16 protein-coding genes are annotated in these 24,435 nt (G+C 56.6%); 10 read left to right on the top strand and 6 right to left on the bottom strand.

The annotated features are described in order from the left end of the window. Positions 1–65: 65 nt before the first annotated feature. Positions 66–1,169, top strand: coding sequence for a hypothetical protein (locus CIK92_RS01475; RefSeq protein WP_094387918.1), 1,104 nt, complete (start codon positions 66–68; stop codon positions 1,167–1,169). Positions 1,170–1,173: 4 nt separating this feature from the next. Continuing rightward, the gene (locus tag CIK92_RS01480) at positions 1,174–2,061 is read left to right on the top strand and encodes a helix-turn-helix domain-containing protein (protein ID WP_094387919.1); all 888 of its coding nucleotides are present in this window, start codon (positions 1,174–1,176) and stop codon (positions 2,059–2,061) included. 84 nt (positions 2,062–2,145) lie between these two features. On the opposite strand, the gene CIK92_RS01485 is transcribed toward CIK92_RS01480, so the two are convergent. Beyond that, on the bottom strand, positions 2,146–2,742 hold the full coding sequence (locus tag CIK92_RS01485) for a DUF3109 family protein (protein ID WP_094387920.1): 597 nt from the start codon (positions 2,740–2,742) through the stop codon (positions 2,146–2,148). Positions 2,743–2,746: 4 nt separating this feature from the next. Next, positions 2,747–3,412, bottom strand: coding sequence for a uracil-DNA glycosylase (gene ung / locus CIK92_RS01490; protein ID WP_022310653.1), 666 nt, complete (start codon positions 3,410–3,412; stop codon positions 2,747–2,749). A 24-nt stretch (positions 3,413–3,436) separates the two neighbouring features. Between ung and CIK92_RS13255 the strand changes: the two genes are divergently transcribed. From CIK92_RS13255 to gpmI, 8 genes are all read left to right on the top strand, one after another. Further along, a complete protein-coding gene (locus CIK92_RS13255; protein ID WP_144008206.1) occupies positions 3,437–3,682 on the top strand; it encodes a hypothetical protein in 246 nt (81 codons plus the stop codon). 22 nt (positions 3,683–3,704) lie between these two features. Then, on the top strand, positions 3,705–5,051 hold the full coding sequence (locus tag CIK92_RS01500; protein WP_094387921.1) for an SH3 domain-containing protein: 1,347 nt from the start codon (positions 3,705–3,707) through the stop codon (positions 5,049–5,051). 91 nt (positions 5,052–5,142) lie between these two features. Then, the gene (gene ndk, locus CIK92_RS01505; RefSeq protein ID WP_022310651.1) at positions 5,143–5,610 is read left to right on the top strand and encodes a nucleoside-diphosphate kinase; all 468 of its coding nucleotides are present in this window, start codon (positions 5,143–5,145) and stop codon (positions 5,608–5,610) included. A gap of 298 nt (positions 5,611–5,908) precedes the next feature. Continuing rightward, positions 5,909–8,458 carry a zinc-dependent metalloprotease gene (locus CIK92_RS01510; RefSeq protein WP_254045974.1) on the top strand — a complete coding sequence of 850 codons (2,550 nt, stop codon included), beginning with the start codon at positions 5,909–5,911 and terminating at the stop codon, positions 8,456–8,458. Between the two features lie 10 nt (positions 8,459–8,468). Continuing rightward, positions 8,469–9,698, top strand: coding sequence for a nucleoside recognition domain-containing protein (locus tag CIK92_RS01515; RefSeq protein WP_094387922.1), 1,230 nt, complete (start codon positions 8,469–8,471; stop codon positions 9,696–9,698). Positions 9,699–9,710: 12 nt separating this feature from the next. Next, positions 9,711–11,204 (top strand): lipopolysaccharide biosynthesis protein, encoded by a 1,494-nt coding sequence (locus tag CIK92_RS01520; RefSeq protein ID WP_094387923.1) that lies wholly within the window; start codon positions 9,711–9,713, stop codon positions 11,202–11,204. A gap of 1 nt (position 11,205) precedes the next feature. Continuing rightward, a complete protein-coding gene (locus tag CIK92_RS01525; RefSeq protein WP_094387924.1) occupies positions 11,206–13,323 on the top strand; it encodes a S46 family peptidase in 2,118 nt (705 codons plus the stop codon). A gap of 1,761 nt (positions 13,324–15,084) precedes the next feature. Continuing rightward, complete coding sequence (gene gpmI / locus CIK92_RS01530; protein WP_094387925.1) at positions 15,085–16,608, top strand: 2,3-bisphosphoglycerate-independent phosphoglycerate mutase; 1,524 nt, start codon at positions 15,085–15,087, stop codon at positions 16,606–16,608. A gap of 258 nt (positions 16,609–16,866) precedes the next feature. On the opposite strand, the gene CIK92_RS14175 is transcribed toward gpmI, so the two are convergent. The 4 genes from CIK92_RS14175 to CIK92_RS01545 form a co-directional block, all read right to left on the bottom strand. Next, positions 16,867–17,001 carry a hypothetical protein gene (locus tag CIK92_RS14175; protein WP_256387324.1) on the bottom strand — a complete coding sequence of 45 codons (135 nt, stop codon included), beginning with the start codon at positions 16,999–17,001 and terminating at the stop codon, positions 16,867–16,869. 67 nt (positions 17,002–17,068) lie between these two features. Next, a complete protein-coding gene (locus tag CIK92_RS01535; protein WP_144007727.1) occupies positions 17,069–18,712 on the bottom strand; it encodes a fimbrillin family protein in 1,644 nt (547 codons plus the stop codon). Positions 18,713–18,811: 99 nt separating this feature from the next. Then, the gene (locus CIK92_RS01540) at positions 18,812–20,488 is read right to left on the bottom strand and encodes a RagB/SusD family nutrient uptake outer membrane protein (RefSeq protein ID WP_094387927.1); all 1,677 of its coding nucleotides are present in this window, start codon (positions 20,486–20,488) and stop codon (positions 18,812–18,814) included. 28 nt (positions 20,489–20,516) lie between these two features. Continuing rightward, a complete protein-coding gene (locus CIK92_RS01545; protein ID WP_094387928.1) occupies positions 20,517–24,194 on the bottom strand; it encodes a TonB-dependent receptor in 3,678 nt (1,225 codons plus the stop codon). Between the last annotated feature and the right edge of the window lie 241 nt (positions 24,195–24,435).

Raw genomic sequence — 24,435 nt, forward strand, 5'->3', positions numbered from 1 at the left:
GGTATCGTTGATTTTTCCTCATTTTCACTTGGTAACGCCAATAAAAAGTACTAATTTTGCAACTGATGGCCAAAACTGCAATACAAGAGATGATTATGGTGCTGATGGGCTTGCTCGTCATCGGCATGACGAGCGCCAGCGCCCAGACCGACAGCCTTGGCCCTGGAGAGATAAGCTGCACCACAGCCGACTCGCTCTCTGACATCTGGTTCCGCCACACCTATCTCACGCAGCGCCGCCCCATCAGCGCCACGCTCAGCGTCACCGCCCGTGGCAGATACAGAGTGTATGTCAATGAGTCTAATGTCACCCCGCCCCTCCCGACCGACAACTGTCATCACCCCGTCACCATCGATATCGACGTCAGCGGCTACCTGCGTTCCGACTCCAACACGGTGGCCATCCTCTATCACCCGGTTGGTCCCCACGACCACCAGATAGCCGTCTGCTATTACGGAGTGGGTCGCGACGGTCGCCCCTTTGGTCACAAGGCCGACGGAGGATGGCTCTGCCGGCCTGTAGATGAAGGTTCGGGCGACGGAATTGACCGCGGCTACACGCAGACGGTATCGACAGCATGCTGGACACCAGTCTCGGCGCCAGGGAGGTTAGAGATAGAAGAAGCGAAGGCTGCTTCAGCACCACGGAGGTTAGAGATAGAAGAAGCGAAGGCTGCTTCGGAACCACGGAGGGTAGAGATAGAAGGAACGAAGGCTACTTCGGCACCACGGAGGGTGGAGATAGAAGGAACGAAGGCTGACTCCGAACTGCGGACGGCTGACTCGGCACTTCGGAGGGTATCGACGGAGATGGGGGTGTGGCCCTTGGCTACACTGCTGCCTGTCCGGGTAAATCGCGTGACGAGAGTCACTGCGCCGCGATATTCAGAGCGGACGCCGGAGGGCATCGCCTACGAGTTTGTCACTGGCTTCTACGGTTTTGTGAGGCTCACGCTGCGCGGGGCGAAGAAGGGTGAGACCATTATCATCGGCGGGCGCAAGTATACCTGCAACGGCGAGACCGACGAGCAGATTACCACAGCCTTCGAGCCTACCTACCACCGACGGGTGATTGTCAGCGGAGACAGTGCGTTTGACGCCAGCCAGGTGCAGCGCGTCGACGGCGTAAGCCTCATGACGACAACAAGTTACAATGCATATCCATACTAAAGCAATGATAAAATACAAGAACAAGGAAATCTACGAGGTAACCATAGCCTCAACGCTTAGCCACTATAAAGGAAGCCACATAGACAACGACATCGTCTTGTTTGACGATCTGGCCAAAATCCCCTTCCCCGACCGCACGCGCCGCATGCAATGCATGATGGCTGCGCTCTGTCTGAACGGCAGAGCCACCTACCGGCTTGACACCATAGAACACACCGTGGAGCGCAACGACGTCATCATCATCACCAACGGCATGGTGGTCGACAACTGTTCGTTCAGCGAAGATTTCAGCGGCATAGGATTTATCATCTCGCCCAATTTCTTCAGCGACATCGCCAAAGATGTACACGAGATATCATCGCTCTTCCTCTTTGCGCGCAGCAACCCGGTCTCGACGCTGAGCATGAAGGAGGCCGACACTTTCTGCGATTACTACAAGATGCTCAAGAGTAAGATAGACTGCGTGGGGCATCATTTCCGCCGCGACGTGGCCCGCATGACCATCGCCACGATGATATATGACCTGGGCAATACCATCTACCAGATCATGAACAGGGACAACAGGAAAAAGAACCGTGCAGAGACGATTTTTACCGATTTCATCGCACTTATAGAGAAGAACTTCCGCACCGAACGCCGTGTGAGTTGGTACGGCCGACAGCTGTGTATCACCCCAAAATATCTGTCGGAGTGCATCAAGCAGGTAAGCCAGCGCACCCCCAACGAGTGGATAGACAACTATGTGGTTATGGAGCTGCGCGTGCAAATCAAGAACTCGCGCAAGAGCATCAAGCAGATAGCGATGGACATGAACTTCCCCAGCCAGAGCTTTATGGGGAAATACTTCAAGGAGCACGTGGGCATGTCGCCGACCGAATACAGAAGGTCGTAGTCTGTCGGCAGCAAGCCCCGAGGCGACGGGACGACAAGCGTCTGCAGAGCCGTCACGCCCTCGTTTCCTACCATTGCCGAGGCGTCAAATCATGCCTAAAGTCCGAAGCTCGTCGGCCACCTGGCACAGCTCCTGATACCACTCCTTGCCGAAGCGGCGCACAAGCGGACCCTCGAGAAAGCGGTAGAGAGGCAAGTCGAGCTCGCGGCCTTTCTCTACAGCACACTGGCAGATGCGCCAACGATGATAGTTGAGCCCCACCGAACCATCGGGAAACGTCTTTTCGCGAATGGGATAGAGCGCACAGGAGATGGGCTTGACAAAGGGGCAGCGGCCCTGACGATGCGCGCGCTCAAGGGCACAGAGACAGGTGTCGCCCTCATAGCATGTAAACACACAGTCCTTACCTCCGACAATGCTTGTGACCAGGTCGCCGTCGCGGTCGGCATAAGCCACACCCTGGCGGTCCAAGACAGCCTGCGCCGAAGCCGAGAGGTCATTCCATACCACATCGAGCGAAGCCTCCAAATCGCCGATTTCATCGAGGGTTACCGGCGCGCCAGCGTCGCCTTCGATGCAGCATGCGCCCTTGCACACGTCAAGGTCGCAGCAGAACTTTACCGTGAAAATATCGGGCGAAACAAATACGTTTCCTATCTGTAAAATATGCAGTTCATTCATGTTCTTACCAGTTGATGGGGCCCATGCCGTGCCCGGCGAGATATTCATTGCAGCGCGAGAAGTGATGGTTGCCAAACCATCCACCCCGGTTGGCAGAGAGGGGTGAGGGATGCACCGACTCGAGCACCAGATGACGGCTGCGGTCGATGAGCGACGCCTTGGAGCGCGCATAGCCACCCCAGAGGATGAAGACCAGATGGTCGCGACCCTCGCTGAGCCTGCTGATGGCAGCGTCGGTAAACCTCTCCCACCCATGGCGCTGGTGGCTGCCGGCCTGGTGGGCCCTCACGGTGAGCGTGGCGTTGAGCAGCAGCACTCCCTGCTCAGCCCAACGCGTCAGGTTACCGCTCTGGGGCACTCCGATGCCGAGGTCACCCTGTATCTCCTTGAAGATGTTCTGCAGCGACGGCGGCATGGCTACTCCGTCGGGCACCGAGAAGCTGAGCCCCATAGCCTGACCCGCCTCGTGATAGGGGTCCTGCCCGATGATGACCACCTTGACGCTGTCAAAAGGACAGAGATTGAAGGCGTTGAAGATAAGTCTGCCGGGAGGATAGCAGGTCGTGGTGGCATACTCGTGCCTTACGAAGTCGGTGAGCTGGGAGAAATAAGGCTGGGCAAACTCATTGCCGAGCCGCTCAGCCCAACTGTCGTTGATTTTTACGTTCATGGAAGCGCGCTATATTATATAATAATGTGCAAAATTACTGCAAAAGGATGTAACTATAGCCATTTGCTCCCACTTTTTTTCACTATTTTCCACCCACCCCGCCACCATCTCTCCGATGGCGGCAATGACGGGGATGGCGCTTTCTATCGTCTTTGTTATCCCAAAAGTCAGAAAAAGCCGCAGCGCGATGCAAAAAAACGCGGTTATGCACAAGGCGTTTGGCAAAATAATCGTATTTTTGCATGTCTATACTTACTTGACAAGAGATAATCACCTAATAGCTACATCGTTTATGATGCACAAGAAGACGTTATGGCTCACCCTCTGCCTGCTATGGCTCTCCGCCCTGGCGGCGATGGGCTCTCCGCGCGCAATCTATGTCACCACCAGCGACCTGAACATGCGTATGCAGCCATCACCCAACGCCTACAAGCGCGGGGTGGCACCGCGTGGCACCGAGCTGCTCGTGGTCGAATGGGGAGACGACTGGTCCAAGGTCATCTTCGAGGGCGACACCGCCTATGCCGCCAGCCGCTATCTGTCGTATGTCAAAGACGAGCCCGTGGCTACCTCCAAGCCCAAGAAGCGGCGCAGCTCGTTCTCGCTGTTCACCCTGATAGGATGGGCCTTCAAGTTGGCGCTCATCCTCTTCGTCCTCTACATCATATCCAAGGTCCTCTTCTACGGGTTTGCCTTCTACTACTTCATCATGCAGTGGATATACCGCATTACGAGCATCCCCTTCCTCATCACCAACTGGCTCCAGCGCTGGCTCTCCAAGCCCTGGCGCGCGCTCTATAAGGAGAACTCGGGCAACGACCGTCGCAACGATGAGTTGGAAGGCTATCTGTTGCTGGCCAAGATACCGCTGTACATACTGCTCACGCCGATAAGACTGGTCAACGCCATCTACTTCAACCTCTTCGCCCACTGCACCTTCGAGATGTTCAACTATGTGCTCGAGGTCTTTGTGCCGAGCAGCGACAAGGAGGGCACCGACGATGCTATAGACTGGGCGCTGTGGCTGCCGTGGCGCATCATCAAGTACCCGATATGGCACATGTCGCTCACCGTCATCGAGAGTCTGTTCTGGACCGTCTTCGACACCTTCGTCCCCGCGCTTACCCTCTACCACGGCACCGACGAGACCGCCGCGCTCAACATCGTGATGGCGCCTGGCCGCTGCTGGCACGGCAACCGCATGTCGGGCATCTGGAACGTAGGCGCCGGCAACTTTGCCGGCAACGGCATCTACTTCGCCCCCGTGCGCAGCACCGCCACCCACTATTCGGGCGGCTGCATCATCATGTGCCGCGTGAGCCTGGGCAGCGTGCTCGACCTGGGCCTCGCCCCCTATCGCATATACCGCCAGTGTGGCTATGCCAATGCATTCGACGTGACCCGCTACGGACTGAAGAACGACTACACCACGGGCGAATGGTGGCGCGGCGACCGCGAATGGTGGGAATACTGCATGTACGACTGGCAGAACCGCTACAACGAGAGCTGGCGCATACGCCCTCTCTATGTGCTCGACCTGGCCGACAACACCATCATGCGCATCCCCGGCGGCATGAGCCATTGGCTCTTCCGCAAGATGGTCATCAAGGATTTGTATACGTGGGCATCCAATTTGTAGCCACATCCTTGGGATATCTCAGAAATTATTCCTAAATTTGCAGACAATCAGAACAAAACATATATTACTAACCCTACAACCATTAACGATTATGGCAATAGAAAAGACATTGGTCCTGCTCAAGCCCTGCACCATGCAGCGCGGTCTGGCAGGCGAGATTATCAGTATTTTTGAGAAGAAAGGCCTGCAGATATGCGGCATGAAGATGATGATGCTCACCGACGAGCTGCTCTCCGAGCACTACAGCCATCTCAGCGAGAAGCCCTTCTTCCAGCGCGTCAAGGACGCCATGATGACAGCCCCCGTGGTGGCCATGTGCCTCAAGGGTGTCGACGCCATCGCCGCTGTGCGCGCACTAGCAGGCCCCACCAACGGCCGCAACGCCGCCCCCGGCACCATCCGCGGTTCCTACTGCATGAGTTTCCAGGAGAATATCGTCCACGCATCCGACTCTGCCGAGACCGCAGCCATCGAGCTCAAGCGTTTCTTCCGCGACGAGGAAATCATAGAGTGGGAGCAGTGCTACCACCCCTTCCTCTACGCCAACGACGAGTTCTAACACCCGCCAACTCATCATCCCCACCACGGGAGCAACCATAGCCCCGAAGGTGGCATCAGGATATAGCCCCACGGCCATGCCCGCTGCTATACCTGAAGCCGTCTTCGGGGCTTTTGCGTGTCTGCGCAGTCGGCCCGAGGGCCGCATCGCCGCTCCAATGACGGCTGAACTACGGGCGGAAACAGCGATTTTGACTTTTTTCTTCATGATTGTCATGCTTTTTTCGGTCTGCCCAAGCCGGGTATGGATTATTATTACTAAATTTGCAGTGACAACGAACCAATAAATAAGTATCTATATGGGTAACAAGCTGTTTATCTGCGCTATCGTGATGATGATAGCCGGCGGCATCTATGCCTCGCGCATCACGGGGCTCAACGCTGCGAAGTATCAACAAGTATCTGCCGTGGACGACGACACCCTCAAGGGCAAACCCGTAATCAAGGCCGACACCACCAAGCATGACAACGACACCGTAGCCAAAAAGAAGAAGGACGAGTATGCCGACATCATCAAGAAGGGTGGCACCGTGAAGGAAGGTCTATTCACCGTGCGCCATATCCAGGACAAGTGGTACTTCGAGATACCCGACACGCTCCTGGGCCGCTACTTCATGTGCGTGACGCGCTATACGGCTGTGCCCCAGAACTTCGGCAAGTATGCCGGCGAAGAGGTCAACGAGGCCACCGTCTATTTTGAGAAGCACGACTACAAGACGATGTACATGCGTGCCTACGTGCTCACCCAGCTGGCCGACTCGACCGACCGTATATCCAAGACTCTCCAGGCATCGACCATCGACCCCATCGTGGCGTCGTTCAAGATAATCGGCAAGAGCCCCAAGGGCCGAAGCATGATAGAGATTACCAATTTCTTCAAGAACGACAACAAGCTCACCACCAGCGTAAGATCATCGCTGGGCATGGTCAAGCTCGGCGGAATGATAAGCAGCCGCTCGTATATCGACACCATGAAGGTGTTTCCCATCAACATCGAGGTGGCCACCGTGCGCACCTATGGTGCCACAGCCAACCGCAACGCGCCAGCCAGTCTGACGGGCTCGGTGACCCTGGGCATGAACACCTCGATGGTGCTGCTGCCCAGCCAGCCTATGCGCAAGCGTCTCTGGGACAAGCGCGTGGGGTACTTTGTCAACAATTTCACCCGTTTCTCTGACACCCAGCACAAGACCCAGCGTGAGTCGTTCATCGCCCGTTACCGTCTGGTGCCGCGCGATGTAAAAGCCTATCGTCAGGGACGGCTGGTAGAACCCGTGAAGCCCATCATATACTACATAGACCCAGCTACGCCCAAGAAGTGGGTGCCCTATCTCATCAAGGGAGTTGAAGACTGGAACGTGGCGTTCGAAGCCGCCGGTTTCAAGAACGCCATCCAGGCCAAGCCATGGCCCAACGACTCCAACATGAGCGTCGACGACGCCCGCTACTGCGTGATACGCTATCTCCCGGCTGAGATAGAAAATGCCTACGGTCCCCACGTGAGCGACCCGCGCAGCGGAGAAATCATCGAGAGCCACATCTGCTGGTATCACAACGTGATGAGCCTGCTCACCAAGTGGTACATGGTGCAGTGCGGACCACTCGACAAGCGCGCACAGACCATGACCTTCGACGACAAGCTCATGGGCGAGCTCATACGCTTCGTCTCCTCCCACGAGGTGGGCCACACCCTGGGTCTGCGCCACAACATGGGCGCCAGCCACGCCACTCCCGTAGAGAAGCTGCGCGACAAGGCGTGGGTAGAGGCCCACGGCCACACCGCATCCATCATGGACTATGCCCGCTTCAACTACGTGGCTCAGCCCGAAGACAAGATTGGACCCAAGGGACTCTTCCCTCGCATCAACGACTATGACAAGTGGGCCATCAAGTGGGGCTACTCCTACCGCCCTGAGTTCAAGGACGAATATGAAGAGAAAGAGGCGATGATGACCGAGACCTCGCGCTTCCTGGCTGGTCATCCCCGCTGCTGGTTTTCGGGTGAGGGCCGCGACGAAGACCCCCGCTCGCAGACCGAAGACTTGGGCGACGACAACATGAAGGCCAACGAGTATGGCGTGAAGAACCTGAAGCGCGTCATCGCGGGTCTGCCCCAGTGGACTCATCAGGACAACGACCAGTATAGTGACCTGGCAGAGGTCTACAAGAGCGTGCGCGACCAGCTGCGCCGATACACAGGCCACGTCATCAAGCACCTGGGCGGCCGATACCTCAACAATATGCCCGGCACCAAGCCCGTAGAGATAGCTCCGGCAGCCATGCCGCTCGAGGCGATAGACTGGGTGGGCCGCAACATCTTCGAGGCTCCGCTGTGGCTGTACCCCGCCACCCTCACCGAAAAGACTGGCATCGACCCGTCAGCCGACATCGCCAACCAACAGAACATCGTGCTCTCGCGCGCTCTCTCTGCCGACATCATCGTCAAGATATACAACGACTCTTACCTCTCGCCATCGGCACTGAAGCTCGACGCCTACCTCTCGGCGCTGAAGGGCGCGGTGTGGAAGCCTCTGGCTGGCGACAACGGCATGAGCGACAAAATCAGACGCAGTCTGGAGCGCAGCTACCTGAACCGCGTCAACTCGCTGCTCAACCCCAAGGACGACAAGCCTGCACAGTCATCGCTGATGCAGCTGCTCTTTGCCTCGCGCAGTGGCGCCAGCAACAAGGACTCTGATGCGGTGCTCTACCTCGTCCAGCACCTCGACGACATCGCCCAGTTTGTAGACAGCCAGGAGGCTGGCGCCAAGGGCATCGACAAACTCCACTATCAGGACCTGCAACGTCAGATCAAGCTCATCCGCGAGCGCCGCACCACTGTCAAATAACGCAAGCGCAATGGTACTCAACTATATCTGGATAGGCTTCATCATCATCGCCTTTGTCATCGCCCTGGCCAAGCTCATCTTCCTGGGCGATGTCACGGTATTTCCGGCGCTCATAGACTCAACCTTCGCCTCGTCCAAGACCGCCTTTGAAATCTCACTGGGCCTCACGGGCGTGCTCTCGCTCTGGTTGGGCATCATGAAGATAGGCGAGCGCGGCGGGGTGGTCAACGTGCTGGCCAGGGCGTTGTCTCCGGTGTTCACCCAGCTTTTCCCCGACATTCCCAAGGGTCACCCTGTGACCGGCGCGATATTCATGAACATCGCCGCCAATATGTTGGGACTCGACAATGCCGCCACGCCGCTCGGGCTGAAGGCGATGGAACAGCTGCAGACGCTCAACCCCAACAAGGAGACTGCCACCAACCCCATGATTATGTTCCTGGTACTCAACACGTCGGGCCTCACGCTCATCCCCATATCCATCATGGTGTATAGGGCGCAGTTGGGAGCCGCCCAGCCCACAGATGTGTTTATCCCCATACTGCTTGCCACCTTCTTCTCGACCGTGGCGGGCATAATCATTACCTCGATATACCAGCGCATCAACCTGCTCAACCGCACCATGCTCCTCACCCTGGGCGGCATGGCTCTGGTGGTGGGTGCCATCATCTGGGGCTTCGGCCAGTTGGACAAGGACCAGATGAACATTGTGAGCACATCGGTGGCCAATATCCTGCTGATGACTATCATTGTGGCATTTGTGCTGGCAGGCATGAAGCACCACATCAATGTCTATGATGCGTTTGTCGAGGGTGCCAAGGAAGGTTTTACCACCGCCGTGCGCATCATACCCTATCTCGTGGCGATACTCGTGGCCATCGGCCTGTTTCGCGCGTCGGGCGCCATGGACATGCTCATCAACGGCGTGGCAACTCTGGTCAAGGCCCTGGGCGGCAACAGCGACTTTGTGGGCGCGCTGCCTACTGCGCTGATGAAGCCGCTTTCCGGCTCGGGAGCCCGAGGTATGATGGTCGACGCCATGACCACCTACGGCGCCGACTCGTTTGTGGGCAGACTGAGCTGCATCTTCCAGGGCTCGACCGACACCACCTTCTACATCCTCGCCGTCTACTTCGGCAGCGTGGGCATCCGCAATATGCGTCATGCCGTGCCATGCGGACTGCTGGCCGACTTCGCCGGAGTCATCGCCGCCATCGGCATCGCTTATTTATTCTTCTAAAACTCTACAGAAATGGCTAATTTAACGAGTCTGGTCAAAGATACTGCCATCTATGGTATCAGCAGCATCGCCGGACGTTTCATCAATTATCTCCTGGTACCCATCCAGACGGCAGCCTTTGCCGCGGGCGGTGGCGAGTATGGCGTGGTGACCAACATCTATGCCTACACGGCGCTGCTGATGGTGATACTCACCTACGGCATGGAGACCACCTTCTTCCGGTTTATCAACAAGACCGAGGACGACCCCATGCGGGTCTATTCCACCGTGCTGGTATCGGTGGGAGTATCGTCGCTGCTGTTTGTCATCGCCGTCTTTGCGCTGCTGCCCCAGATAGCGGGATTCATGAAATACCCTGACCACCCCGACTGGGTGGCGGTGATGTTTGTGTGTGTCGCCATCGACGCCTTCAAGTGCATCCCGTTCGCCTACCTGCGCTACCAGAAGCGCGCCATCAAGTTTGCCTGCCTGCAGCTGGTCAACATCATCCTCAACATTATCCTCAACCTCACCTACCTCATCGTGCTGCCAGCTCTGAGGCTCAACCCCTTCGGGCTGTACGACGACAAGTTCACGCTCAATGTGGGCATGGTCTTCTACATCAACCTGGTGTGCACCGCCGTGGTAGTGGTGTGCTTCTGGCATGAGCTTACGGGCTTCCGCTACCGCTTTGACCGCGCACTTTGGGGCAAGATGATGCGCTACGCATGGCCGCTGCTCATCCTGGGCATAGCCGGCATACTCAACCAGACGCTCGACAAGATTATTTTCCCCTACCTCTATACCGGCGCCGACGAGAAGGCGCAGCTGGGCATCTATGGTGCAGCCACCAAGATAGCCATGATTATGGCCATGATTACCCAGGCGTTCCGCTATGCCTACGAGCCGTTTGTTTTCGGCAAAGCCAAAGATCGCGACAGCCGCGACACCTACGCCAAAGCCATGAAGTACTTCGTCATCTTCACCCTGTTGGCGTTTTTGGCTGTGATTGGATATATGGACATTCTGCGTTACGTCATCCGCGACCGCAGTTACTGGCCGGGGCTGCGCGTTGTACCTATCGTGATGGCTGCCGAGATAATGATGGGCATCTACTTCAACCTCTCTTTCTGGTACAAGCTCATCGACAAGACCATCTATGGCGCCTGGTTCTCGGGCGCGGGCTGTCTGGTGCTGGTCGTGGTCAACGTGGTCTTCGTGCCGCGCTACAGCTACATGGCGTGTGCGTGGGGTGGAGTGGCAGGCTACGGCACGGCGATGCTCCTGTCCTACTTTGTGGGTCAGAAGAAATATCCCATCGACTATCCCGTCAAGGAGATGATGGTCTATGTGGCTCTTACCGCCGTGCTCACCGCCGGAATGACTGCTGCCAACAGGCTGCTGCCTATGGGTGCGTCGCTGGCTGTCAACACCCTGCTCATCCTGGTCTTTGTGGCCTATCTCGTGAAGAGAGACTTCCCGCTCAGCGGGCTCCCCGTAATCGGTAAATACTTTAACAAACGATAATATGAGAAAGTTATTTGTCATCTTAGCCGCCTTTGCGGCTACCATCTCGGCCAAGGCCGACGAGGGAATGTGGACGCTCTACAACCTGCCCAACGCGGTGTACGAGCAGATGAAGGGCTACGGATTTGCTCTGCCCTACAGCAGCCTGTATCAGAGCGACGACGCCATCAAGAACTCAGTGGTAAACTTCTCGGGCTACTGCTCGGGAGTAGTGGTTTCGCCCGACGGACTGGTGTTCACCAACCACCACTGTGGATTTGAGGCCATACGCAGCCACTCTACCGTGGAGCACGACTACATGCTCAACGGATTTTTCGCCAAGACCTATGCCGACGAGCTGCCCAACAAGGGCATGTTTGTGCGCTTCATGGTCGACCAGCGCGACATCACCCCGCTGCTCGAGAAGCGGGGCATACGCACCATGACCGCCAAGGAGCAGGCCAAGTTGCTCGACGAGGTCGAGAACGAGATGCTCAAGGAGGTACACGCCAAGGATGCCAACCTGGAGCTTGAGATCAAGCCTTTCTATGAGGGCAACAAGTATTATGCCACTACCTACCAGGAGTTCAGAGACCTGCGTCTCGTCTTTACTATCCCCAAATCGATGGGTAAATTTGGCGGTGAGACCGACAACTGGATGTGGCCACGACAGACGTGCGACTTTTCAGTGTTCCGAATCTATGCCGACCCGAAGACCAACGGCCCTGCTGACTACTCCAAGGACAACGTGCCATACCGTCCCAAGCACTGGGCACCCGTCTCGCTCGACGGCTACAAGGAGGGAGACTTCGCCATGACCGTGGGATACCCCGGCTCTACCGAGCGCTACCTCTCCTCATACGGTATACGTGAGATGCGCGACGCCGACAATGCTCCCCGCGCACAGATACGTGGTGTGAAGCAGGAGGTGATGATTCGCCACATGCGCGCCGACGAAGCCGTGCGCATCAAGTATGACTCCAAGTACGCGCAGAGCTCCAACTACTGGAAGAACTCTCTCGGCATGAACAAGTGCATCGACTCTGTGGGCATTATCCGCCAGAAAGCCGACTTTGAAGACCGCATTGTCGACTACCAGAAGTGGACGGGATACCTCAAAGGCAAGCTCGACATGGACAAGCTCGCCAAGTTCTACGCCCAGCGTTTCGACGCTGCACGCATGCTCACCGTCTGGGGCGAGACCTTCCGCCGCACCACCGAGCTCAACAGCCGCGCCATGCGCATAGCCAGCAACCCCACCGCCGTCAACCCCACCGCTGCCAAGAAGAAGCAGTACTATGTATTCAAGGACAACAGCGCCGAGTGGGATGAAGCACTCGACCGCGACGTGATGGCTACGCTGATAGACAACTACCGCAAGTATGTGGCTGCCGACAAGCTGCCCGCCTTCTACCAGACCATCGCCGACCGCTTCGGAGGCGACACGCGCAAGTATGTAGACTGGCTGTGGGACAATACCATCCTCATGAAGAGCGGCAAGAAGATTATGCTCAACAGCAAGCAGCTCCTCAAAGACCCCGGATACCTGTATGGCAAGCAGCTCATGGACATCCGCACCGAGATATTGAAGTCGTACCTCCAAAATGCCGACTCCATCGACCTGCAGGAGCAGTATCTCTGCGACGCCAAGGTGCGCATGGAGCAGGAACTGCCCCACTACTCCGACGCCAACTTCACCATGCGCCTCAGCTATGGCCAGGTGGGTGGTTACATGCTCGGCGGCAAGCCCTCGGGCTACTACACCGAGGCAGAGAGCATCGTCAAGAAGATGGAGGCTGGCGACCGCGGCACCATCGACTACCAGGTAGAGCCTGTGATGAAGCAACTGCTCGGCGCCAAGGACTTTGGCAACTATACCGACAAGACCACGGGCAAGATGCAGCTCTGCTTCCTCACCAACAACGACATTACTGGCGGCAACTCGGGCTCTCCCATGTTTGATGGTAAGGGCCGCCTCATCGGTCTTGCCTTCGACGGCAACTGGGACTCGCTCTCCAGCGACATCTGGTTCGACAAGCGCCTTGCCCGTTGCATCGGCGTCGACATCCGCTTCGTCCTCTACATGATGGATCGTTGGGGCCATGCCGACCGCCTGCTCAAGGAGATGGGAGTGAAGTGATAAGGGGATAGGGAGGGATAGAAGCCCCTCCCCAACCCTCCCCAGGGGGCGGGAGTCCATTCTTGCTGTTTCTTAGATAGTTAGAATGGTGGCCGCGATTGGGTTTTGGGGTTTTTCCGACCTATATTAGCAACGCTGTAGGTGTTGTGATTAGCTTTAGCGTCAAAGATAGTTGGTCTGTTGTGACCTGCATCTGCGAGTAACGCTTGGCTAAACGCAAGACTTACAGCGTTGCTTCTTTCTATGCCCGTTCCCCCAGGGTTGGGAGTTCGCCATAGGGCGCTATCATCCACCTTTCGATTATCTGATTTGCGCATCGGGATACCAACTACTACCATGGCGCCAATCGAGAGAAGACACGAGCCGCCAACAACGAGCATCCCATCGTCTGGACAACCATGTTCGTCACACCTTATTATATATATAATGGCGGAACATACACCCCTGAGCATGGTATGAGTACGTGGGAGGTACACTCGTATCAGCAACGGCAACTCTGAACCGAAGGTCACCGGCGCGGCGCAGTGCGGCGCGGAAAGGTAATGGAGTTGCGATTACACAGCCCAGGGTTGCGGGCGAAGCACGCTACCCTGGGTAAATGTACTACTAATATTGCTACTCTGTAAGAGTTGCGATTAGCCGTAGGCGTTACCCGCCGCGAGTCTGGACGCCACCTACCCCACTCCCGCAATTACGCATGGTAGTGGCGCACCCGACAAGGTTGTTTTACTGCATCCTCCTAATGGCGGAACGTACACCCCTGAGCATGGTATGAGTACATGGGAGATACACTCGTATCAGCAGCGGCAACTCTGAACCGGAGGTCACCGGCGCGGCGCAGTGCGGCGCGGCGCGGAAAGGTAATGGAGTTGCGATTACACAGCCCAGGGTTGCGGGCGAAGCACGCTACCCTGGGTAGATGTACTACTAATATTGCTACTCTGTAAGAGTTGCGATTAGCCGTAGGCGTTACCCGCCGCGAGTCTGGACGCCACCTACCCCACTCCCGCAATTACGCATGGTGGTGGCGCACCCGACAAGGTGGTTTTACTGCATCCTCCTAATGGCGGAACGTACACCCCTGAGCATGGTATGAGTACGTGGGAGATACACTCGTATCAGCAGCGGCAACTCTGAACCGAAGGTCACCGGCGTGGCGCAGTGCGGCGCGGAAAGGTAATGGAGTGGCGATTACATAGCCCAGGGTTGCGGGCGAAGCACGCTACCCTGGGTAGCGGAACTGCTAATATTGCTACTCTGTAAGAGTTGCGATTAGCCGTAGGCGTTACCCCCCGCGAGTCTGGACGTCATCTACTCCACTCCCGCAATTACGCATGGTAGTGGCGCACCCGACAAGGTTGTTTTACTGCATCCTCCTAATGGCGGAACGTACACCCCTGAGCATGGTATGAGTACGTGGGAGATACACTCGTATCAGCAGCGGCAACTCTGACAGAGTTGCGTTTTCCCAGCCCAGGGTTGCGGGCGAAGCACGCTACCCTGGGTAGCTGTACTACTAATATTGCTACTCTGTAAGAGTTGCGATTAGCCGTAGGCGTTACCCGCCTCGGGTCTGGACGCCACCTACCCCACTCCCGCAATACCACATGGTGGTGGCGGAGCCAGCGAGGTGGTTTCCGCCCCATCCTCCACCGCGCTACGGGGCAAAGATAAAAAACTGAGAGATTTTCTTTGCGTTGTCTGCGGTTTGCAGTAACTTTGCACTCAGAAAGTTAAGAATATCAAAATATTAAGACAATTATGGCAAAGAAAGCTTTATTGATGATTCTCGATGGATGGGGAATCGGACAGCATGGTAAGGGAGACGTTATCTTCAACACCCCGACACCTTATTTGGATTATCTCACCGCTATTTCCGCCCACTCAGAGCTCGCTGCTTCGGGCGAGGATGTGGGTCTGCCCGACGGACAGATGGGCAACTCAGAGGTGGGTCACCTCAATATCGGCGCCGGCCGCGTGGTCTATCAGGACCTGGTCAAGATTAACCGCGCCTGCAAGGACGGCTCTATCCTGAAGAACCCCGGCATCGTGGCTGCCTACAGCTATGCCAAGGAGAACGGCAAGAAGCTCCACCTGATGGGCCTGACCTCAACTGGCGGCGTACACTCTTCACTCGACCACCTCTTCAAGCTGATTGAAATCTCCAAGGAGTATGGCCTGGACAAGACCTTCGTACACTGCTTCATGGACGGTCGCGACACCGACCCCAAGAGCGGAGCCGGATTTATCCAGCAGATTGCTGACACCTGCGCAGCCAACGGCGCTCACATCGCCAGCATCATCGGCCGCTTCTACGCCATGGACCGCGACAAGCGATGGAACCGCGTGAAAGAGGCTTACGACCTGCTCGTCGAGGGCAAGGGCAAGGAAGCCACCGACATGGTTAAGGCCATGGAGGAGAGCTACGCCGACGGCGTGACCGACGAGTTTGTAAAGCCTATCGTCAACTCGACCGTAAACGGTACCATCGAGGAGGGCGACGTGGTAATCTTCATCAACTTCCGCAACGACCGCGCCAAGGAACTCACCCAGGTGCTCACCCAGCAGGATATGCCCGAAGAGGGTATGCACACCATCAAGGGTCTACAGTATTACTGCATGACTCCCTATGATGCCAAATTCAAGGGCGTGAACATACTCTTCCCCAAGGAGAACGTGGAAGACACTCTCGGCGAGTATCTCAGCAAGCACGGCAAGCGCCAGCTGCACACCGCAGAGACAGAGAAGTATGCCCACGTGACATTCTTCTTCAACGGCGGTCGCGAGGCTCCATACGAGGGCGAAGACCGCATACTGGTTCCCTCTCCCAAGGTGGCTACCTATGACCTCAAGCCCGAGATGAGCGCCTACGAGGTGAAGGACAAGCTGGTGGGTGCCATCAACACCCAGGAGTATGATTTCATCGTGGTCAACTTCGCCAACGGCGACATGGTGGGCCACACCGGTGTCTACAACGCCATAGCCAAGGCTGTGCATGCCGTAGACTGCTGCGTGCGCGACGTCATCGAGGCTGCCAAGGCCAACGACTACGAGGCCATCATCATAGCCGACCACGGCAACGCCGACAACGCCATCAACGCTGATGGTACGCCCAACACCGCACACTCGCTCAACCACGTGCCCTTCATCTACGTCACCGACAACAACAGCGCCACCGTCAAGAACGGACGCCTGGCAGACGTGGCTCCCTCTATCCTCCACATCATGGGACTGGAGCAGCCTGCCGACATGACCGGTGAGAACCTGATAGAAGACAACAAGTAATCACATACAGCGAAAGCTACAATAACCCTGAGAGCCGCGACTGACAACAGCCGCGGCTCTCTTGTTGTACTGCCCGCAGCGGGGCTTGCCACCGACGCGCAGCACCAACCCAGCGACGGCAAGGCCATCAGCCCTGGCGCAGAGCGGGCTGCAGCCACCGTGCCGACCACCATCGCCGGCTCGTAACGGAAGTCACGAGCCCACGTAACATAAGATACGTAAGCTCGTGCCTTACGATACGAGCTCACGTATCATAAGTCACGAGCCAGCCAAGAGCCCCACAGCGGCAGCCCAAACAGCCTCTGCGACGGTCGGAGCAGCCTCTATGCTGCCGAGAATGACCGAGCAACCCACCGACCACACCTCTACTGCGCCGGCTGCCCATACCCCCATAACACAAATACACCGCTCCATCCCTCGGGACGAAGCGGTGTATTGCTATAGGGTTGTCGGCAGAGCCTTAGTTCTTGAGGAAGTACATACCCTCGTCGTTGCTGGTGTTGTAGTTGGCCTGGTAGATGTTGTCGTAAGAGGCGGTAAACGAGCTGGCAGCAGCCTGAGAGCTGGCCACGATAGAGATACCGCAAACATAATAGTTACCCATCTTCTGGCCAGCCTTGAAGTACTTGTACTTGAGCGACTTGTTGTCAGAGCCGAGAGTGAGCCACAGCCAGTCGTACTTGGTGGTCGAGAAGTCCTTGGGCTGGAAGTTGTAGTTACCCCATCCGTTGTTTGCCGAACCTTCGGGCAGATACATGCAGTACTTGTACTTGTCGTTGCCGGTGGGCTGACCCTCGCGGCAGTCAAACATGATACCTACCTTCACGGTCTTCTTCTCGTAGTCGATGGCGATGGTGCCGTCGAGCACTGAGTCGAAGTAGAGGCCCTTGATACCGAAGTTGTTGGTATAGGTATTGCCGTCGGGACCAGTGAGGGTCTCGCCCTTGCGAGGCTTGCCGAAGGTACAGGGCATCTTGCTGGTACTGGTGGAGCCACCCCATGACTTGGAGGCGTTGAACTGCTTGGAGTAGAGCGTCCACTGACCGCTGAAGTCGTTGACGCCAATCTGGGTGACGATATACTTGCGACCGTTGTCGAGCACCATGGTACCCTTACGGATAGAGCCGGTAGTATTGGCCTCGATGGTGATGACACCACCGCTGAGGGTCATCCACTTGGGAGCCGTTACCACGTTGCCGGTAACATCCTCGATGGTGGCGGCGGCATCGTCGTACCAGAGGTCGTACTCGCGTGAGTTGAAGTCTACCTTAGAGACCACAGTGTTGTCCTCGCCGGGCTTCACCGCACCGAGACGGAAGACACCAGAGAAGTTGGCATTGTCGATGGTAGCAGCGAGAGTCACACCGTCGTAGCTGGCCTGGGGCCAAACCACTGCGTAGGCGGTCACCTTGCGGGCGGCGGCGTCAATCACGGCGGGAGCCACTACCACATCGCCAGTGGTGCTTGTCACGCCTTCACCGGCAGTGAGGGCCTTGCCATTGTCCATGACGAGCTTGTTGATGAGACCTGAGAGGGTAAGGCGGGTGTTGGCAACAGTAGGCTCATCGGCGTCGGTAGGGAACTGCACATCAATCTTGACCACTGCGGTCTGGTAAGCCAAGGTCACATTGGCGCTCTCGCCCACGGCGGTGGTGGCGCTGATGACCGAGTGCTGGCGCACCCACTCCTCGGTACCTGCCTGGGTACCAAACTCCTCGACCACTACGGGCTTGCCGTCCCAATTGATTTTGCAGGCGGGGTTGTCCCAGGTGAGCAGCATGTTGGCGGCGTCGTTGGGCACAGCCACGCGCTGGGCGCTGAAGGTGGCGGTAGAGCCGGTCGACTCGGCGCAGCGCAGGGTCTGCGTGCGGCCGGTCTGGGTGCCGTCAGACTTCTGGAAGGTGACGTGGAGCACGTCGCTCAGGCTGAACGCCTTGAGTGCGCCGTAGGTATTGGCGCCAGGCACTTGGGCAGTGACACTGATGTTCTTCATCGACACGTTGGCCTCTGAAGATTCGCTTACGTCCTCGGCATTGTCGCTACAGGCCACGAGACCCAGCAGCGCTACCAGCATGGAGGCGTATGTCAATATTCTTTTTTTCATGATTTGTTCGTTGTTTTGAGTTATCATTAGGTTTATCATCCGCAGAGGAGACGGGGACCGGAGCCCTGCGCTCCTCTGCGGCGATTACGTAAGGGATGATTAGTCGAGTGACTTCCAGTAAGGATTGCCGATGCGCTCCTTCTGAGGAATCTCCCATGTGAAGTGACTGATCTGAGTGTTGCTCCAGTGGTTAGCTCCACGCTTGTGCTGGGTGCCCCAACGCTTCTGGTTGTAGAAGGCCCAGTCGCCCTCGCCCCACATCTCGATGCGCCACTGCAACTTGACCATATCCATGGTACTCATGCCAGCCATAGTGTTGTCGCAGGTCATCGTGGGACGGCCCTCGATGGTGCGAGCCTCAAGCAGCTTGTTGAGGGTCTGCTTGGCCATGGCGTCCTGGCCGCTCTGGGCATAAGCCTCGGCGAGCATGAGCCATACGGCAGAGGTGCGCAGATAGATATTGTCTGACACGGTGTACTTGTTGTCATGCATCTCACCGTTGTGACCGATAGACGACGATGCCGCCCACTTCAGACTGGTGTACTTGGGCATGGTATAGCTGTACCAGGTAGAGTCGTTGTTCTCAAAAGAGTAGATGGGATAGTTCTCAAAGTCATCGGCGAGGATACAAGCCTTGCGGCAGTCATTGTCTGACAGGGCATTGTAGATATCGGCATCGACCTGATAGTAACCCGAAGGACCGCGCTTGAGGGCGTTGAAGCCGCCGTTGGTCCAGAACATGTTGCTCGAACCGCGGGCACTACCAAAGATACCCTCGGGGTTCTTCTCCCAGTTGTAGAAGGCGTTTTCCTCGGCGTTATACTCCTTGCCACACCAGCCGTTGTCGTTGCGGGCAGCTACAGAGGCGAGCTTAGACTGGTCCATACCATAGTCGCTGGCCTTGATGAAGTTGGGATAGTAAGAGAGCAGCTCGGTAGCGCCATCGATGACGGTAGCCCAGTCCTTGCGGTCCATGGCGGCGCGGCAACGGTAGTACTGAGCCACGGCGCAGTTGATGCTGTAGACCACATCGGAAGTGTGACCGCTCAGATAGCCTTTGGTACCGATGGAGGACTCATGGAAAGACTTGACAGCCTTGTCAAAATACTCCTTGATGGTAGCCCAGGTCTCAGCCACCGACTTGGGCTCGGTGGCGGGGTTGTAGGCGTAGTCGTTGTAGATGGGCCAACCCTGCTTGGTCTCGGAGGTAACATCCTGGAGGTCGGTGTAGCGCTCCATGAGCATGGTGTAGCCGATGGCCTTCATGGTGAGGGCCTGGGCCTGATAGCCCTTCATCTTCTTGTCTTCCTTGACGTTGTCGTCGCTGAGATACTGCATGGCCTTGATGGCATTGGTAATCTTGTAGACGGGGCCGAGGTAGTAGCCATAGTTCTGTATATCATCGTTAGTCTGCCAGTAGGTCACGCTGGGGCTGTTCTGGTACCACTGGTTGTAGGTACCCTTGTTGGCAGATGAGCCTTCGACCACATCGCCCGACTGCATGAATCGGCGCAACTCGAAGTTGGACTCGTAGGCATAGCCGTTGGAGTAGCCGCCGTTGAGCGCGGCATTGTAGATATTGATGTAGCCGGGAAGAACCGATACGAGTCCTGCCACCACCTTGTCCTTCTTCTCTTCGTCATCACCCTGGAGGATGTTGTCGATGTCGTCCTTGGTGAAGTAGTTGGGGTTATTGACATCCAGGCGGCTGCTACATGCCGAGACTCCCGCTACGAGCAGGGCTGCGGCAACTATATTCTTATATATTCGTTTCATATCTTCTGTATATATAATGGTCAGTGATTTAGAATTCGAGGTTAAGACCCAGAGTTATGGTCTGCATCTGAGGATAGATGTATGTATCGACCTCCTTGCCACCGATAGCCGACATAGAGGGGTCTACACCCTTCTGGGCAGAGAAGATGAGCAGGTTGTCGGCAGATACAAAGGCGCGCAGCTTGCTGATACCTATCTTGCGAAGCAGATTCTTGGGTACGGTGTAGCCCAGAGTGATGTTCTTCAGACGGAAGTAAGAGGCGCTGAAGAGTGCCATGTCGGTGTACTTGTGGCTGCCGGGGAGGAGGACACCATCGAGATAGTAGTCGCCGCCAGAGCTGTTGAACCACTGCATAGGATACTTGGCGCCGGTGTTGTCGGGAGTCCAGGTAGCGCCTACGACATCCTTGGAAACAGGGATATTGGAGCCACCGAGGGTAGAACCGCGGAAGAGGTGCTGGGCATACTCCATAGAGAAGAACTTGCCACCGAGCTGGTAAGCAGCTACGATACCGAGGTCGAAGTCTTTCCAGCGCAGATTGGTGGTGATACCGCCCATGACATCGGGGATGGCGCTGCCGCACTCGTACTCTGAAGCGTCGGCTGCCACGGTAGTCTTCACGTTATCGCCCTGCTTGTACTCGGCATAGCGGCCACCGTTGGCATAAGCGCCGTTGGCATCGGGATGGGTGTCAGCATAGGTCACGCGGTGCCAGTACATAGGCAGACCCGAAGCCTGGTCTACGCCGGCATACTTGTACATATAGAGATTGAAGAGGTCCTTGCCCTCGCCACGGAGGTAGAAGTCGCCACGTCCGGCATGGCTGGCTGTTCCGGCCTGAGCCATATCCTCGGTCTGTACGACCCATGTGCCCTTGGGCACGTCCATGGTGTTGTCCCAGTTGGGTATCTGGTCGGCAGGCACCTTGACGAGCTTGGTGGTATAGTGGGTGGCGTTGACGCCTACGCTCCAGGTCCAGTCCTTGGTACGGATGATGTCGGCGTCGAGCTCGATTTCGATACCGGTGTTGCGTATTTTGGCAGCATTCTTCTGCAGCGTGGTCGAGCCCATATTGGCGAGCGGCGAAACCATCTGGTTGTAGAGCGCATTGGAGGTGAGGTTGTTGTAGTAGTCGATGGCACCGGTGAGGCGGCTTCCCAGTACAGAGAAGTCGAGACCGAGGTCGAACTGGTGGATAACCTCCCAGGTGAGGTCGGTACGTACGAGGTTACCGCCGGTGATGGTGGTCACCTTGGGCACGCCTGTACCTGTAGCACCCTCCTGCCAGGCTGATACGCCGTAGCCGTAGGTCTGGTTGAGGTAATAGCTGGTGAGTCCGTTGGAGTTACCGGTGACACCATAGCTCAGACGCAGCTTGGCATTGTCGAGCCAGGACTTGGCGCTCTTCAAGAAGGGCTCCTCGGAGAAGCGCCAGCCGGCGCCCAGAGACCAGAAGGTACCCCAGCGGTTGTCCTTGGTAAACTTGGAAGAGGCATCGCGACGCAGAGAGGCTGATGCATAGTAGCGCTCGGCGTAGTTGTAGTTGGCGCGACCCAGGTAAGACTCGGTGCGGTAGGTATTGAGACCCCAGCTCGGAGTAGCGGTGTTCTCACCACCGTAGTTGGTGTAGTGGCCTACGAAGTTGCCAGGGATGATATAACCGGGCAGAAGCTCGTAGGAAGTACCGAAGTTGACATCCTTGCGGTCGAGGTCTTCATACTCGTGACCTACCAGAGCGTCAACATGGTGCTTGCCGAAGTCCTGGTCGTAAGAGAGCAGCTGCTGGGTGTTGATGATGCGGCGGGTGTAGGTCTTGAGACCGAAGCTGCCCTGACCGCTGGCACGTCCGGCGATACTGTTCATATAGGAAGTACGTCGCCAGTGCTGCTCGTCCATGTTGAAGTTGATTGTGAAGTTGAAGTGGTCGAGGAAGTCTATCTGGGCAAAGAAGCGGCTGGTCCAGTTGATGATATCCTGACGCTCCATGTTGGTGCGGGTGATATACATATAGTCGCTGCCGAAGTTGCGGTCGGCTACATGGTTCTCGCCGAGAGGCGACCAAGACTTGTTGTAGACATTGAGGATGTTGCCCTTGTCGTCGGTAGCCACGGTGCCGTCTTCGTTCATCTGATAGACGGGGTAGATGGGCGCCCAACCCTTGACATGGAGCATGGCGTTACCGGAGGCACCACCAATCTGGCGAGAGCCCCACTTACCTGCCTGTGCGCGGGTCTTGGTGTTGGAGTAACCGATGTTGGCGCCTACTTTCAACCACTTCAGCACCTGGGCATCCATATTGGCACGGCCGCTGTAACGACGGAACTCACTGCTGAGCAGGAATGAGGGGTCGTCCTGATAGCCGAGAGAGAAGTAGTAGTGGGCCTTGTCGCTACCACCGCTGGCAGAGAGGTTGTACTCCTGGCGGAAAGCGTTGCTGAAGAGCAGGTCAGAGGCGTCGCCGCTGTAGAGCTGGCGGGCCAGGGGGTTCAGACGGCCGGTCTCGGGGTCGATAAGGTAGGCTCCGGTCATGGTAGAGCTGGAGTTGCTGCCTGAGCCGGTGTTGGTATAGATGGCACCGGGCACGTTGTAAGCCATGTTGTTCTTGAGCAGGTTCTTCTGGAAAGCGGTCTCGCTGTTGTTGTAGTCGAAGAGGTGCTGGCTGGCGAAGAGGCGGGCCTCGGCGTCAGAGTGGTTGGGGTTGCCCACGTTGGTGTAGTATCGGCCGCTGGCATCTACGCCGGGAAGACCGGTGCCATTGACACCGTAGCGGTAGGAGTTGTAGATACTCTTCCATACGTACTCGTAGTACTGGGCGGCGTTGTCTATAGAGTTGACATTGTAGTCTCCGATAGAGTTCCAGCCCCAACGGCTCTCAAAGGAGATTTTGGCCTTGCCGCTCTGACCCTTCTTGGTGGTGATGAGCACCACGCCGTTGGCACCACGCGAACCGTAGAGGGCGGTAGAGGCGGCGTCCTTGAGGATGGAGACAGAGGCGATATCGTTGGGGTCAAGCTGAGAGAGGGGGTTCTCATAGGTAGAGTTGGTCTGCTGGGCCACACCGTCGATGACGATAAGGGCGGCGGCAGAGGCGCCGTTGGTGGAGCTTACACCACGGATGCGCACAGCCATATCATAACCTGGCTGTCCGTCGACCGAAGACACGCGGATACCAGGGGCGGCACCCTCGAGCGCACGGCTCACGGTGGTGGTGTTCTGCACGGCGATGTTCTCGGCCTTGACGGCGGTCATCGAACCGGTAAGGTCTTTCTTCTTCTGGGTACCGTATGCCACAACGACAACTTCGTCGAGGATGGCCTGGTCTTCTTCCAGAGTGACGTTGACTACATTGCCTTTGGCAGCGAGAGTCTGCTGCTGATAGCCGATGGAGCTTACGCTGATGCGCGAACCAAGCTTGATCTGGAGGCGGTAGTTACCGTTGGCGTCGGTGATGGTGGCATTGGTGGCATTGCCAACTTCAGCCACAGTGGCGCCGATGACGGGCTCGCCGTGGGCATCCTTCACCAGACCGGTAACGGTTTTCTTGGCCTGTTGTACGGCCTGCACTGTGTTTTCGTTCTCACTGCCGGAAGCTGTAGCCGATGCCGAGATGGGCACAAGCGTAAGCATGGAAGCAGCGAGCAGGTAGGTCCATTGCTTTGAGGTCTTCAAAGCAGCGAACACGCTCTTTTTCTGTTTCTCATCCATAAGGAATTAAATTAGGTGATTAGAATTGTTTTTTATGTTTTCGATTTGGGTTATGCCGACTGTTGCTGTAACAGCCGAAAGATTGGGGGGCATCGTTGTCTTAGTTCAGTTCATGGGCACTTTCATTAGGTGGTCAGTTAGCACGATGAGGTTAAGCATCGCACTCATATCGGCACCAAAATTAACAATAATATTTAACAACGCAAGCGTTTTTTTATTTTTTTTTATGACAATTACGCGT

The organism is Prevotella sp. P4-67 (assembly GCF_002251325.1).
Classification (GTDB): Bacteria; Bacteroidota; Bacteroidia; order Bacteroidales; family Bacteroidaceae; genus Prevotella.